Source organism: Bifidobacterium actinocoloniiforme DSM 22766 (assembly GCF_001263395.1).
In the GTDB taxonomy this organism is placed as follows: Bacteria; Actinomycetota; Actinomycetes; order Actinomycetales; family Bifidobacteriaceae; genus Bombiscardovia; species Bombiscardovia actinocoloniiformis.
In genome coordinates this window covers 619,468-633,809 of sequence record NZ_CP011786.1, presented here as the reverse complement: position 1 = coordinate 633,809, position 14,342 = coordinate 619,468, and the positions used below count along the sequence as shown (strand labels likewise).

Below are 14,342 nucleotides of genomic sequence, written 5' to 3'. Positions count from 1 at the left end.
TGCAACTCTGCCCGTCATGGAGGAGGGGGAGGCGCCATCGCCGACCGACCCCATTTTCAACCGCCTGCTGAAAGACCGCATCATCTGGCTGGGCGACGAGGTCAAGGACGCTAACGCAAACGTGATTTGCGCTCAGATGCTGATGCTTGCGGCCGAGGATCCCAAGAAAGACATCTGGCTCTACATCAACTCCCCAGGCGGTTCCATCACTGCTGGAATGGCGATTTACGACACCATGCAGCTAATCGAGCCCGACGTGGCCACTGTGGCGGTCGGCATGGCCGCTTCGATGGGACAGTTCCTGCTGTCCTCAGGCACCAAGGGCAAGCGCTTCATCACCTCCCACGCTCGCGTGCTGATGCACCAGCCTTCCGGCGGGGTGGGCGGCACGGCCACCGATGTGCGCATTAACGCCGAGCTGATCATGGACATGAAGAAGACCCTCTCGCAGTTGACCGCCGACCAGACCGGGCATACGGTCGAGGAGATTTACCGCGATAACGAATACGACCACTGGTTCAACGCCCAAGAGGCGCTGGAATATGGCTTTGTCGACAAAATCGTGACCACGCATGGCACGATGAGGTCCGACAAGGGGGGAGTGAGACATGGCATCTGAAGAAGCACGATTCGTAGCCCGGGCCCAGCGCTTGGCGGGACCTTCCGGAAGGGCCGCCCTGAGCCCCCAGAGCCGGTATGTCCTGCCTCAGTTCGAGGAGAAGACCCCCTACGGGTACAAACGACAGGACCCTTACACCCGCCTGTTCGACGACCGAATCATCTTCATGGGCGTGCAGGTGGACGACACCTCGGCTGATGACATCATGGCCCAGCTCCTGGTTCTGGAGAGCCAGGACCCCAACAGGGACGTGATTATTTACGTCAATTCGCCTGGTGGGTCGATGACGGCCATGACCGCCATTTACGACACCATGCAGTACATCAAGCCCGACGTGCAGACCGTTTGCCTAGGGCAGGCTGCCTCAGCGGCAGCGGTCCTGCTGGCGGCGGGGACCGAGGGCAAGCGGCTGATCCTGCCGAACGCTCGCGTGCTCATCCACCAGCCTGCGATGGAGCAGGACTTCGGCAAGGCCACGGAGATCGAGATTCAGGCTCGTGAGATGCTGCGCATGCGTGAATGGCTGGAGGAAACCCTGGCCAAGCACACTGGCCAGGATATCGAGAAGATCCGCAAGGACATCGAGGTCGACACGATTCTGACTGCTCAGGCAGCCAAGGAATACGGCATGGTTGACGAGGTGCTGGAGCACCGCAAGTAAGCCGCGTTGAGCGGCTGGCAAGCCCCCCGCCGGGGAAAGGACCCGGTCCGGGGGCTTCCTTGTCCCCGGTGGATAGGCAGGCGCATTCGACCACATGGCACTGAGGCCTGGTCGTGGGTGGGAGACGTCGCGTAGTATGGATGTGCTGGATGGCAGGAAGGAGAGCTATGGGGCGCGTCGTCAGTTACAACGAGGGGCTGTTCCGCTGCGATTTCTGCGGTAAGAGCGAAAAGCAGGTGGGACGCCTGATCAAGGGGCCTTCCTCCGCCATTTGCGATGAGTGCGTGGCCCTATGCGTGCAGATTCTGTCTGAGGATCAGGCCAAAGGCCAGCGGTCCGAGCAGCACGAGTTGCCGGTTCCTTCCAGCATTTTCGCCTACTTGAACCGTTATGTGGTAGGTCAGGAGGCAGCTAAACGCACGTTGTCCGTGGCGGTCTACAACCACTATAAACGGGTACGGATGGACCGGGATCGGGCCTTGGCGAGTATGAGCTTGTCCGCCGCCGCGATTGAAACAGGCGGAACGGAGGCTGGGGACATCGGCGTCAGCAAGGCGGACCGGAGCAATGCGCTGGAGCAGGTGGAGGTGGACAAATCCAATATTCTGCTTCTGGGGCCAACTGGGGTCGGTAAGACCTACCTGGCTCGTTCCTTGGCGCGGATGATGAATGTGCCGTTCGTCATCACCGATGCGACTACGTTGACCGAGGCCGGTTATGTGGGCGATGACGTGGAGACGGTGCTCCAACGTTTGATTCAGGCTGCCGACGGCGATGTGGAGCGCGCTCAGCAGGGCATCATCTACATCGACGAGATAGACAAGATAGCTCGCAAGTCAGGGCAGAACACGTCCATCACACGCGATGTCTCAGGCGAAGGGGTGCAGCAGGCCCTCTTGAAAATCATCGAGGGAACGGTCGCCAATGTGCCCTTGGAAGGTTCCCGAAAGCAGCGTGAGCAGGAGAGCGTTCAGCTGGACACGCGTGGGATTCTTTTCATCTGCGGCGGTGCATTCGTCGGTCTGGAGGATATCATCCAGGACCGCTTAGGCTTGCGGGAGTCCGGCTTCGCCGCGCCCAGCCGAGACCAGGAGCTGAACCGGGAGCAAATTCTTCAGCAAGTGAATGCGGACGACTTGGAAGCCTTCGGACTCCTGCCGGAATTCGTCGGGAGACTGCCTGTCGTCACTACTTTGGGGCGCTTGGACCAGGACCAGCTGCGGCAAGTGCTGACCCAACCGGACAATGCGTTGGTCAAGCAATACCAGCGCATGTTCCTGGACGACGGAGTGGATTTGTCCTTCACCGAGGGTGCTCTGGAACGCATCGCCCAAATCGCCTTCCAGGCCGGGGTGGGAGCGCGAGGTTTGCGCGCGATCATCGAGCGGACCTTGGAGGGGACCATGTTCGAGATTCCTGAGCTGCAAGGTGTGACCGGCGTGGTGGTGGATGCTGAGGCGGTGGACGGGCAACGGCCGCCCCGGTATCTGCTGGAGGAGCAGGCGAACCCGATGGGCGAGTTTCGGGACCAGCGGCTCGCTTCGGGCGCGTAGGCGGCTGGGCCTGGGCGGCGTAGCGAATAGTAAGGAGAGGGATGATGGGCAGAAGGAAAGCCGTTGTGGTGACCCACCAGCGGGTGCGTTCCGGCCCCATTGTGGTCGAGGCCCTAGGGCAGCTGGGCCAGGCGGGCTTCGATGTCTCCATCATCGATAACAGCGAGGCGCCTGCTTTCGGCCAGCCCTGCCAGCGGGTGGACGAGGACACCGAGATCGTCATCGTCCTGGGCGGGGACGGCACGATTCTGAGGGCGGCTGAACTCGTCAAGACCTCCGGTGTGCCGATCTTAGGCGTCAACCTGGGCCATGTGGGCTTCCTGGCGGAATTCGAGAGTTTTCAGATCGAGGAGGCCATGAAACGTGTGGCGGATCACGACTACTCGCTGGATGAGCGCATGGTCGAGCATGTGGACCTGTGGTTGCCCGGAGCGGACAAGCCTTTGGAAGACTGGGCCTTGAACGACATGACCCTAGAGCGCTACGACCGAGGCAAGATGATTGAAGTCAGCGTGCGGGTGGACGATGTGGAGATGTCCTCCTACGGCTGCGATGGTGAGATAGTCGCTACTCCGACCGGCTCCACAGCATACGCCTTCTCTGTGGGAGGTCCGGTGGTGTGGCCGGATGCGCAATCCTTGCAAATGGTGCCAATCGCGGCGCACGCCCTCTTCGCCCGGTCGCTGATCATCGGCCCGAGCTCCGAATTCTCCATCGATTTACTGGAGGACTCGCCTTCGGATGGGTGGATATGCTGCGACGGACGCCGGCAGCTCATGGTGCCCCGAGGGTCACGGGTGCAGGTGCGCCGTTCGCGCGATGTGCTCCGCTTGGCCCGCCTGTCCGGGGTGCCGTTCACCCAGCGTCTGGTGAGTAAGTTCGACTTGCCTGTCGTTGGGTGGCGGGAGCAGAGCCGCAAGGCTCAAAGCACCGGGAATGGCCCAGGGAAGGGACTGTGATGCTGGACGAGTTGGAGGTGCGCGACCTGGGGCCCATCCGTCACGCCCGCCTGGCGCCGGCCGCGGGCATGACCGCCATCACGGGGGAGACCGGGGCTGGCAAGTCCATGCTCTTGAACGCGATAGGTCTGATTTCCGGTGCGCTGGCCCAGAACGCCCGGGTGACGCCTGGGCGGGAGACAGCCTGGGCCCAGGGTATCTTCGACCTAGGCCCCGGATCGCCTGCTCTGGGGTTCGCGGAAGAGGCGGGTCTGGAGCCTGAGGAAGGTTTGCTTTACCTGGCTCGGTCGGTGCCGGCCCAGGGGCGCTCCAGGTCTTTGGCCAACGGTCGTACCGTGCCGCGTTCCCTCTTGACGGATTTGAGCGAGCGCCTGGTGACCATCCATGGACAGTCAGACCAGATGCGCATGGCTTCGCCCGCTCGGCAGCGTGACTTTCTGGACGCTTACGCGGGAGATCAGCCTCAGCTCGATGCTTACCGGGCGGCATGGGAACGTGCGCAGACCTTGACGAAAAAGCTGGATAAGCTTCAGGAACAGCAGGCCGGGGTCATTCAGCAAGCCGACTACCTGCGCCAGTCGATTGAACGGATCGACTCGGTGGACCCCCGGCCCGGTGAGGACGCAGATCTGAAGGAGCAGCGGGACAGGATCGAGCACGGCGCGCAGATCGCCCAGGGGGTCACCGGTGCTCTCAGCGCCTTGGATGCCTCCCAGCTGGATGTGGACGTGGAAGCGCCCAGTGTGGCCAGTCTGGTGGAGCAAGCCATTCAATCCCTGCAATCCACAGGGGTCAACGACCTCTTTGAGGACAGTCTGGCCCGCTTGCGTTCCATTAGCGCGGACCTATCGGATCTGGTCTTCAACCTGACCCGGCAGCTCGACAGTGAGGGAGGGGCCGGTGACTTGGATAAAATCAACGCCCGCATCCACGACCTCGAAGAGCTTAAAGGCCGTTGGGGGCCATCAATCGAGGATGTGATTGCTTGGCGGGACAAGGCCCGGTTCGATTTAGAGGATATGGACGCTTCGCCTGAGCAGATGCAGGCATTACGGGAGGAGAGGCAGGCGGCCCTCCAAGCCGCGGCTGAAGCTGGGAGGAATTTGAGCGCTAAGCGGTCTGCCGCCGGTCGCACCCTGGGATCCAAGGTGGGTAAGGAGCTCGGCGCTCTGGCTATGGGGGGCGCGGCCTTGGACGTGCGTGTGCGGCCTCGGTCCGATGGGGGCATGGATGCGCATGGGATGGACGAAGTGTCCTTCCTTTTCACTCCTTTTCCCGGGTCCCAGCAGTTGCCGATGGGCTCCTCCGCATCGGGTGGCGAGCTCAGTCGGCTCATGCTGGCTATGGAGCTGGTCGCGGCTGACGCCAAGAACGTCCAAGGCGGGAAGGAAACCGCGCAGGATGCAACGAGCGGCGCTCGGATGACGTTCATCTTCGATGAAGTGGATGCCGGCGTGGGAGGCAAGGCGGCCGTGGAACTCGGCAAACGTTTAGCGCGACTGGCTACGAGTTCCCAAGTCATTGTCGTCACCCACCTTGCCCAGGTGGCCTCATGGGCTGATCGACAGTTTGTCGTCGCCAAAGGGCAAGGGGACTCCGGGGTTCAGACCCAGGTGCGGCAGGTGGACGGCGGGGATCGGGAGCAGGAAATCGCCCGCATGTTGGCGGGCAGCGAGTCCCGCACTTCGATTCAACATGCTCGGGAGCTCCTGGCCGCCAGCCGTCTCTAGCTTTTTATGAGTCGAATACTTCGGCTTGACGGGGAGGTTGTGGGCATGGGCCAGTCTGGGCGGACTGACGGATGCGGGCTCTGCAATAAGGGCAAGGGCGCCATTTTCGACTTGGATGGCACTCTTTTGGATTCGATGGGTGTATGGCTGGAGATCGACCGCCGATTCTTCGAGCGCCGTGGCCTCGGCATGCCGGCGGATTACGCGTCGACGGTCGCTTCCATGCAGACCGACGCGATCGCTCGGTACACCATTGACCGCTTCGGCCTGGACGAACGGCCGCAGGCCCTTGTGGACGAGTGGGAAAATGACGCTCGGATTCTCTACGCCACTGCTGTGAAGCCTAAGCCTCATGCCGTAGGCTACCTGCGTGCTCTCAAGGCCACTGGGGCTCGGCTGGCTGTGGCTACCAGCCTGCCTCACAGCCTGCGGTGGGTGGCCTTGGAACACGCCGGCATGGCCGATTGCTTCGATTGCGCATGCAGCGTGGATGACGCGGGTTCGGTCGGCAAGGCGGAGCCCGATATCTACCGGCTTGCCGCCCGTCAGTTGGGGGTGGAGCCTACGGATTGCACGGTTTTCGAGGACCTGCTGCTGGCCCTTCGTTCCGCGAGGAGCGTAGGCATGAAGGTGTGGGCCGTGTATGACGATTCCTCGGCGTCTGACTGGGGGCGCATCCAAGCCGTGGCCGACGGCGCTATTCGCGACTTCTCCCAGGCGCCCGCCTGCCTGTAAGGAGTGCGGAACTGGGGTCGCGCCTCGCCAAATGGAGCCGATTCCGCTAACTGTTATGCAGTTGACTTGCACAGTTGCTTCTACTGTTATAGAGTTATGTATGACAGTAAAACAGTAGTACGTCGCTTACCAGGTACGCAGGGGCGTCTGCTGTCTGCCGACTTTTAACGGAGGGGGGCTTGGATGAAACTGATCATCTCATCCGTGTCCGGTGAACCCATCTATCAGCAGATAGAGGACCAAATTCGCTCTGCCGTCCTGGACGGCAGCCTGCGGGCGGGGGAGTCGCTGCCATCCTTGCGCTCCCTGGCCAAGGACCTGCGCATCTCGGTGCTGACCGTGACCCGGGCCTACAACGAACTCGCCCAGGAGGGCATCCTGGAGAACATCCAGGGCAAGGGCACGTTCGTCTTGGACCGGAGCAATGAACGTATGCACGAACGGTTGGTCAAGCAGGTGCGCTCGGACCTCGACAATGCGGCGCAAGCCGCGCGGGCCGCGGGAATCGGTGGGGACGACTTGCACGACTTGCTGGACCAGGCCATGGCGCAGTTGGATTCCTGAAGCTGAACTTGGGAAGCGAACACCAGAAAGGACAAAGCATGAACGAGAGGATGCGAAACCAACCCGCCTACGCCCTCCGCGTAAATGACGTAGGCAAACACTACCGGCGCACCAAGGATGAGGCTGAGGGGCATTCGTTCAGCCTCAACGATGTTACCTTTGACCTCCCCATGGGCTACATCATGGGGCTCATCGGTCCCAATGGAGCCGGAAAGTCCACGTTGATCCGACTCATCCTCAACATGATCACGAGGGATCGGGGGACCATCGAGATCCTGGGCATGGATAACATCGCTCATGAGGAATCGGTCAAAGCCCAACTGGGAGTGGTGTTCGACACCTCCTACTTCGTGAACCTGTGGACTGTGGACACCTGTGGTAAAGCCATGGCGCCCCTGTACCCGACTTGGCAGGAGGACGCTTTCCGGCAGTACCTGGAGCGCTTCGGGCTCGCTCCCAAGAAGAAGGTCAAGGATTTGTCCCGCGGCATGCAGATGAAACTCATGCTGGCCGTGGCTTTGAGCCATGACGCCAGGCTCCTGGTCCTGGACGAGCCTACAGCCGGTCTGGATGTGCTGGCCCGGGATGAGCTGATGGACCTCCTGGCCGACTACATCGCCGACGGCCAGCACTCGGTCCTCTTCTCCTCCCACATCACCTCCGACCTGGAGCGGGTCGCCGACTTCATCACCTACATCAACGGCGGCTCCCTCTGCTACACCGGTCCGCGTGACGAGTTCGAGGACGCCTTCGTCCTGATCCACGGGGCTCCCGGCGACCTGACAACGGCCCAGCGGCGGTTGGCGGTCGGTGTCCGCGAGTTCGCCACTGGCTTTGACGCGCTGGTGGCGGCGGAAAATGCGCAAGCCTTCCTGACTGCGGAAGGGGGTCGCCATGCAGTCGCTGGACCCGATGCAAGCCGCTATAGCCAGGAACGCCCGGAATTTGATGACATCATGCGCCTGACCAGCGAGCGGGTGTCCGATGGAAACAGCAAGGGAATCCGTGAGCAACTACCTGAAGACGAGCGACAGGAGGTACGGTTATGAATGGCATCATCGCGCAAGTCCGACTCGACAATAGGCGGTTGGAGTCCTACGGCAAAGTGTATGGGATTGCGCTGATCATCGCCCTGCCTGTCATCATGGCGCTGGTGATGGGGTTATCGGGTGCGAAGACCACGGAATCCGTCGACGGGATGTTCGGCGGCATCTGCGGGAGCGTAGGCTGTGTGACGGCTTTGTACAGCATGTACCCCTTCTTGGTAACCGAACAATCCGGAGACATCCGCTTCGATGGAATGATTCCTATCTCACGCTCACGGCAAGTGCTGGGACGCTACATCATGTCAGCCTTCGACCTCTTGGCCTACCTGGTTGGGATCCTGCTGGTGCCGGTCGTGTTCGATCTCACAGGTACCGCCCTGGATATGCCGGTCGTGTTCGATCTGACAGGTACCGCCCTGGATATGCCGGTCCTGGCGGTCTGCGGGATCTGCTTATTGACGGTCTTGCTCCTGATCTGCATCTTCCTTCCACTCCTGTATCGGTTCAACAGCATGAGCGTCTTAAAGGGCATGAGCCTGTCACTGATCGGATTAGTGGCCTTGGGCTTCCTGATTTCGCGCATCCCGCAGGATTGGGCTGCCCGTATCGCCGTTTTCCTGACCACCAGCGTCCTGCGTACGGTCATTCTCGGTGTCCTAGTGGCTGTCCTCGCTGTCTTGATCTCGATAGCCTGCTCCCTGCGCATCTACGGCAAGAAGGAGCTATGAGGGCCGTTAGATAGCAACAGGGCGGAGCAAGCGTCGATATACGCGCACCAGCAGGGCCGATAACCCAACCCCCATAAAACCCGTTGAGCAATTTTGGGCACAAGCGAACGCGAAAGTGGCGATTGAAAGGTTTAAGCTGTTCGCTTCTGCCCAAAATCCCATTCAAGTCGGGCGCGGCAGCGCGGAGTGTCGCTGGTGGGCTCCGCATATGGTTGTGCCCGCCGGGTGGGTCCCGGCGGGCACAACCATATGCGGTTAACCGCACAACGGTTATTCCAATTCGAAAGCTCCGGTGTAGAGCTGATAGTACTCGCCGTGCTGCGCGATCAATTCCTCGTGGTTGCCGCGTTCGATGATGCGTCCGTGGTCCAGGACCATGATCACATCCGAGTTGCGCACTGTAGAGAGTCTGTGGGCGATCACGAAAGTGGTGCGGCCTTTCATCAGCGCGTCCATGCCCTCCTGGACGACCTCCTCGGTACGGGTATCGATGGAGGAGGTCGCCTCGTCCAAGATCATCGCCGGTGGATCAGCCACGGCGGCGCGGGCGATTGAAATCAGCTGGCGTTGGCCTTGGGACAAGCCGGAGCCATCGCCCTCCAGCACGGTCTGGTAGCCTTTGGGGAGCATGCGGATGAACCCGTCCGCATTGGTCAGCTTGGCGGCCTCGATGCATTCCTCGTCCGTCGCGTCCAAGCGGCCGTAGCGGATGTTGTCGAGCACGGTGCCGGTGAAGAGGTTCACGTCTTGCAGGACGATGCCGAGGGAACGGCGCAGGTCAGGCTTGCGGATGTTCTTGACGTCGATGCCGTCATAGAGGATCTGCCCTTCCTGAATGTCGTAGAAGCGGTTGATCAGGTTGGTGATTGTGGTCTTGCCTGCGCCTGTAGCACCCACCAGGGCCATCTTTTGGCCGGGCTTGGCGAACCAGGTGATGTCGTGCAGGACCGGCTTGGCTGGATCGTAGCCGAAGGTCACATCGGTGAAGCGCACGTCTCCCTTGAGCAAGGTATAGCGTCCGTCGGGGGAGGTGACCGCGACCTCTTTCGCTTTCATCGCCACCTGCCGGGCATCGCCTCTGAGTTTGGCGGCTGCAGCCAGGGAACGGGTTCCGTCGTCGTCGTCGGCTCGCTTCCAAGCCCAATGACCGGTCTCGTAATCAACTTCCGTCATCGTGCGCTCATCAGAGCCCAACTCCACCGAGACCAACTGCACGCTCCCGTCGTCGGTTTCTACGGGCTCATCCATCAGTGAGAAAATCCGGGAGGCGCCGGCCAGGGCCATCATGACCATGTTGAACTGCATGGAGACCTGGCCGATGGGGTTGATGAAGGAGCGCGAAAGGGTCAGCAGGGAGATGATCGTGCCCAAAGTTAGGGGGCCCGCCCCAGACAGGCCGAAATTGCCCCAACCGAACACACCGGCCAGGCCGCCTAGGATCGCCAGGATCACGTAGAGCATGTAGCCCATGTTGCCCACTACAGGCATGGTCACGTTGCCATAGGTGTTCGCTTCGGCGGCCGCCTCGAACAGCTCTTCGTTACGGGCCTGGAAGTCGTCGGCGGTGGTGCGCTCATGGTTGAAGACCTTGACCACTTTCTGACCGTTAACCGCCTCCTCGACGAAGGCGTTGACCTGGCCGATCGCCCGTTGCTGCTTGACGAAATACAGGCCTGATCGGGTGACGATCCCGCGTACGATGACAATCAGCAGCACGCTGAAAGCCAAGGTGAACAGGGTGAAGGGCACTGAGAGCCAGAGCATAGAGGCCAGGGCGGCCAGAGCCGCGATCGCGGAGGAGAACATCTGCGGGAAGGACTGGGAGATCGCCTGGCGCAGGGTGTCGGTGTCGTTGGTGTATCGGCTCATCGTGTCGCCGTGCTCATGGGAGTCGAAATAGCGAATAGGCAGATGCTGCTGGTGGGCGAACATCTGATCGCGGATATCCCTGAGAGTGCCCTGCTCCACCTTGACGATCAGCCAGGACCACAGCCAGGAGCAGAAGGTGCCGACCGCGTACAGGCACGCCATCAGGGTTAGCATACGGATCAGGGGAGCCCAGTTAGGATTATCGGCACCCACCAGAGGCAGGATGTAATGGTCGATCAGCGTCTGGAGGAAGAGGGCCGAGGCGGCCTGGGAAGCCGCCGAGACCAGGATGCATACGACGATGACGGCCACCTGCCACTTGTAGTGCAGGATGTAGGAGAAAATGCGCTTGCTGGTTCCTGGTGCGGCTTTCTGCATGGCCGGACGCCCCTGGCGCTTATCTGCTTGTTGCTGGCTCATGCCCGCACCTCCTGCCCAGGCTCGCTGGTCTGCGATTCATAGATGGAACGGTACTCGGAGCAGGTCTTGAGCAGCTGCTCGTGGGTGCCCCTATCCAGGATGCGCCCGCCGTCCAAGACGACGATTAAGTCGGATTGCTCAACCGAGGCGATCCGCTGGGCGATGATGATTTTGGTCGTTCGAGGGATTTCCTCGCGCAAGGCCGTTCTGATGAGTTGGTCGGTCTTGGTGTCCACGGCGGAGGTGGAATCGTCCAGTATCAGGATCTTTGGTCTCTTCAGCAGGGCCCTGGCAATGCACAGGCGCTGGCGCTGGCCGCCCGAGACGTTCGTGCCGCCTTGGTCGAGCATCGTGTCGTATTTATCGGGGAATTCCTGGATGAAGGAGTCCGCTTGGGCCAGTTTGCAGACCCGCCGCAGCTGCTCGTCGCTGGCGTCCGGGTTCCCCCAGCGCAAGTTCTCGGCGATTGTGCCGGAGAAGAGGACGTTCTTCTGCAGGACCATCGCCACTTGGTCACGCAAGGCCTCCAGGTCGTATTCGCGCACGTCGTGTCCGCCCACTTTGAGCGTGCCCTGGGTCACGTCGTACAAGCGGGGAATCAGCTGGACCAAGCTCGACTTGGCTGACCCCGTGCCGCCGACGATGCCGATGGTCTGTCCGGACGTGATCGACAGGCTCACATCGTCCAGGACCGGTTTTTCGGAGGAATTGGAGTAGCGGAAGCCCACATGGTCGAATTCCACCGATCCGTTGGGCACCTCCATCACCGGGTGGGCGGGGTTCTCCACGGTGGAGCGCTCCACGAGGACCTGGCAGATGCGCTCCGCGGAAGCCTGTGAGATGATGACCATGACGACGATCATCGAGATCATGTTCATGGCCATAAGGATCTGCATGGTATAGGTGACCAGGGCGGTCAGGTCGCCGGTGGTCAGGCCGTGCGCCGCGTTGTTGCCAGAGGCGACGATTTGCTGGGCGCCCAGCCATGAGATCAGGATTAGGGCCGTGTAAATGCAGAAGTTGAGCAGGGGGACCGTGAAGCTCATGATGTGCTCGGCCCTGCAGTAAGCCCGGTAGATGGCCATGGAGATGCGGCTGAACTTGCGCTCCTCGTGGTCCTCGCGGTTGTAGGACTTGACCACGCGGATGCCTTGCAGATTCTCCTCGACCACGCCGTTGAGCCGGTCGTACCTATGGAAGACCCGCTCGAAAATCGGGTGGACCCATACGGACAGGCCGATGAGCCCGATGCCCAGAATCGGGATGGCAGCCAGGAAGATCATCGAGATCGAGTGGGAGATGCGGAAGGAGAAGAACCAGGCGACGATCACCATGACCGGCGCACGCACCCCGACGCGGATGATCATCTGGTAAGCGTATTGCAGGTTGGTCACGTCCGTGGTCAGACGGGTGATAATCGAGCCTGTGGAGAAGCGGTCGATGTTGGTAAATGAGAAGGACTGCACCTTGTCGAAAAGGTCATGGCGCAGGTTCTTGGCGAAGCCGGCCGAGGCGATGGCCGCATACTTGCCCGACATGAAGCCCGAGAAGAGCGAGACCAGCGAACAGCAAACAAGAATAAGCCCGAATTTGGCGATGTTCGGCATGGAGCGGGCGGAGACGCCGTAGTCAATCAGGCCGGCCATGACCGTCGGGATTACGATTTCCAGGACGCTCTCGACGAAGACGTATGCTGGAGCGAGCCAACTGGCCTTCCGATACTCACGCAGGGAGCGCAGCAACGTGCGCACCAAATGCTTCGGCCGCTCCTGCACGTCCGTGATTACGGCCCCTTTTTCTGTGGCTTCGCTCACAACCCCTCCTCTTTTGCTCCCGCTTTGTATACAATCGCCACAGCCGAACGCCTCCAGCGCGAGGGTACGCCCCTAGGGCGGTAGCCAGTTCGGGTGCAGAGGAGCCTTAGGACCTGCGCAAGGACTGGAGAACGGCTCTTTCGATCACTGTGCGAATTTCGCGCCGTAATCAATGCAAGCAATAAGTAACAGTATATGGATTCGGCAGACAGCGCGGGCCAGGTTTCGGCCCTGGATACCAGCGTCGTAAGCGATATGTAAGGAGACGCAGGAATGACAGACAGTAGGGAGCAGGCGACTGAGGCGTTCACCATGGGGATCGGACAGGCCGATCCCCAGATAGCCGCTCTGCTGGAGGCTGAACTGAAGCGGCAGCGCGGGGGGCTCGAGATGATCGCCTCCGAGAACTTCGTGCCTAAGGCCGTGCTGCAGGCCCAGGGCAGCGTGCTGACGAACAAGTACGCGGAGGGCTATCCCGGTAGGCGCTACTACGGGGGATGCGAGTTCCTGGATCAGGTGGAGGAGCTGGCGCGCAGCCGCGCGTGTGAGCTCTTCGGGGCTGAGTACGCCAATGTTCAGCCTCATTCAGGCGCCCAAGCCAACGCTGCGGTATACCAGGCGCTGGCCAAGCCCGGCGACACAGTGCTGGGCTTGGCCCTGGACCACGGCGGGCACCTGACGCACGGGACCAGGATGAACTTCTCCGGCCGTTTCTACAAGGCCGAGACCTACACGGTGAATCCGGACACCTACCTGATCGACCCGCAGATCGTGCTTGAACGCGCCTTGCAGACGCATCCCTCCGTGATTATCGCCGGTTGGTCCGCCTACCCCAGGATCGAGGACTTCCAAGCTCTGAGGCAGGTGGCCGATCAGGTGGGGGCCAAGCTGTGGGTGGACATGGCGCACTTCGCCGGACTGGTGGCCGCTGGCCTCCACCCCTCGCCGGTGCCTTGGGCGGACGTCGTCTCCTCCACGGCCCACAAGACTTTGGGAGGGCCGCGCTCCGGCTTCATACTGGCCCGGAGCGCCTATGGCAAGGTCTTGGATTCAGCCGTTTTCCCAGGTCAGCAGGGCGGTCCGCTCATGCACGTAATCGCAGCCAAGGCTGTGGCCTTCAAATTGGCGGGGACGAGGGCTTTCCGAGAGCGGATGTCGCGGACCTTGGAGGGCGCGCGGATCATCGCCGACCGCCTGAACGGGCGAGACCTGGCCGAACGCGGCGTGAGCGTGCTGACCGGAGGCACCGACGTCCACCTGGTCATGGTGGACTTGCGAGCCAGCGAGCTCAGCGGCAAGGAGGCCGAGGACCTCTTGGCCCGCGTGGGAATCGCAGTCAACAGAAACACGGTCCCCTTCGACCCACGGCCGGCATCGGTCTCCTCGGGCTTGCGCATCGGCACGGCCGCCCTGGCTACGCGCGGTTTCGGCCCTGTTCAGTTCGAGCGCGTCGCCGAGATCATCGCCCAAGCCCTGGTTGCTGGACGGGACGCTGACGTGGAGGGCCTTAAAGCCCAAGTGGACGCGCTCGCTCAGGACTTTCCCTTGTACGAAGGCCTGGATCAGGTCGGGTGAGGCAAGGCGGGGCGCTGGCAGGGATACAATCAGAGACAAACCGGAGCGTAGCGCGTGCGGCGAAGCTAA

Annotated in this window: 12 protein-coding genes; 10 read left to right on the top strand and 2 right to left on the bottom strand. The window is 61.5% G+C overall.

What is annotated here, in order from left to right; all coding sequences use genetic code 11:
- Positions 1-16 precede the first annotated feature (16 nt).
- From AB656_RS02565 to AB656_RS02525, 9 genes are all read left to right on the top strand, one after another.
- Entirely contained in the window at positions 17-619 is a 603-nt protein-coding gene (locus tag AB656_RS02565) for an ATP-dependent Clp protease proteolytic subunit (protein WP_033504138.1), read from the top strand.
- Positions 609-1,280, top strand: coding sequence for an ATP-dependent Clp protease proteolytic subunit (locus AB656_RS02560; RefSeq protein ID WP_033504074.1), 672 nt, complete (start codon positions 609-611; stop codon positions 1,278-1,280). The genes AB656_RS02565 and AB656_RS02560 overlap by 11 nt, the downstream gene beginning before the upstream one ends.
- A 167-nt stretch (positions 1,281-1,447) precedes the next feature.
- Positions 1,448-2,833 (top strand): ATP-dependent Clp protease ATP-binding subunit ClpX, encoded by a 1,386-nt coding sequence (gene clpX, locus AB656_RS02555; RefSeq protein ID WP_051905274.1) that lies wholly within the window; start codon positions 1,448-1,450, stop codon positions 2,831-2,833.
- A gap of 41 nt (positions 2,834-2,874) precedes the next feature.
- Positions 2,875-3,792: an NAD kinase gene (locus tag AB656_RS02550; RefSeq protein ID WP_033504073.1), complete on the top strand. Its 918-nt coding sequence runs from the start codon at positions 2,875-2,877 to the stop codon at positions 3,790-3,792.
- Positions 3,792-5,522, top strand: a complete 1,731-nt coding sequence (gene recN / locus AB656_RS02545) for a DNA repair protein RecN (protein WP_033504071.1) — start codon at positions 3,792-3,794, stop codon at positions 5,520-5,522. The genes AB656_RS02550 and recN overlap by 1 nt, the downstream gene beginning before the upstream one ends.
- Positions 5,523-5,567: 45 nt before the next feature.
- Positions 5,568-6,257 (top strand): HAD family hydrolase, encoded by a 690-nt coding sequence (locus tag AB656_RS02540; RefSeq protein WP_051905273.1) that lies wholly within the window; start codon positions 5,568-5,570, stop codon positions 6,255-6,257.
- A 183-nt stretch (positions 6,258-6,440) separates the two neighbouring features.
- Positions 6,441-6,821 carry a GntR family transcriptional regulator gene (locus tag AB656_RS02535; protein ID WP_033504070.1) on the top strand — a complete coding sequence of 127 codons (381 nt, stop codon included), beginning with the start codon at positions 6,441-6,443 and terminating at the stop codon, positions 6,819-6,821.
- Positions 6,822-6,859: 38 nt separating this feature from the next.
- On the top strand, positions 6,860-7,870 hold the full coding sequence (locus AB656_RS02530) for an ABC transporter ATP-binding protein (RefSeq protein WP_081924844.1): 1,011 nt from the start codon (positions 6,860-6,862) through the stop codon (positions 7,868-7,870).
- Positions 7,867-8,595, top strand: coding sequence for an ABC-2 transporter permease (locus AB656_RS02525; RefSeq protein ID WP_033504069.1), 729 nt, complete (start codon positions 7,867-7,869; stop codon positions 8,593-8,595). Before AB656_RS02530 ends, AB656_RS02525 begins: the two co-directional genes overlap by 4 nt.
- Positions 8,596-8,865: 270 nt before the next feature.
- Here AB656_RS02525 and AB656_RS02520 read toward each other — a convergent pair whose 3' ends face one another.
- Together AB656_RS02520 and AB656_RS02515 are read right to left on the bottom strand one after the other, a co-directional pair.
- The gene (locus tag AB656_RS02520) at positions 8,866-10,884 is read right to left on the bottom strand and encodes an ABC transporter ATP-binding protein (protein ID WP_033504068.1); all 2,019 of its coding nucleotides are present in this window, start codon (positions 10,882-10,884) and stop codon (positions 8,866-8,868) included.
- On the bottom strand, positions 10,881-12,698 hold the full coding sequence (locus AB656_RS02515) for an ABC transporter ATP-binding protein (RefSeq protein WP_051905272.1): 1,818 nt from the start codon (positions 12,696-12,698) through the stop codon (positions 10,881-10,883). The genes AB656_RS02520 and AB656_RS02515 overlap by 4 nt, the downstream gene beginning before the upstream one ends.
- A gap of 273 nt (positions 12,699-12,971) precedes the next feature.
- Between AB656_RS02515 and glyA the strand changes: the two genes are divergently transcribed.
- Positions 12,972-14,273, top strand: coding sequence for a serine hydroxymethyltransferase (gene glyA / locus AB656_RS02510; RefSeq protein ID WP_033504067.1), 1,302 nt, complete (start codon positions 12,972-12,974; stop codon positions 14,271-14,273).
- The last annotated feature ends 69 nt before the right edge of the window (positions 14,274-14,342 follow it).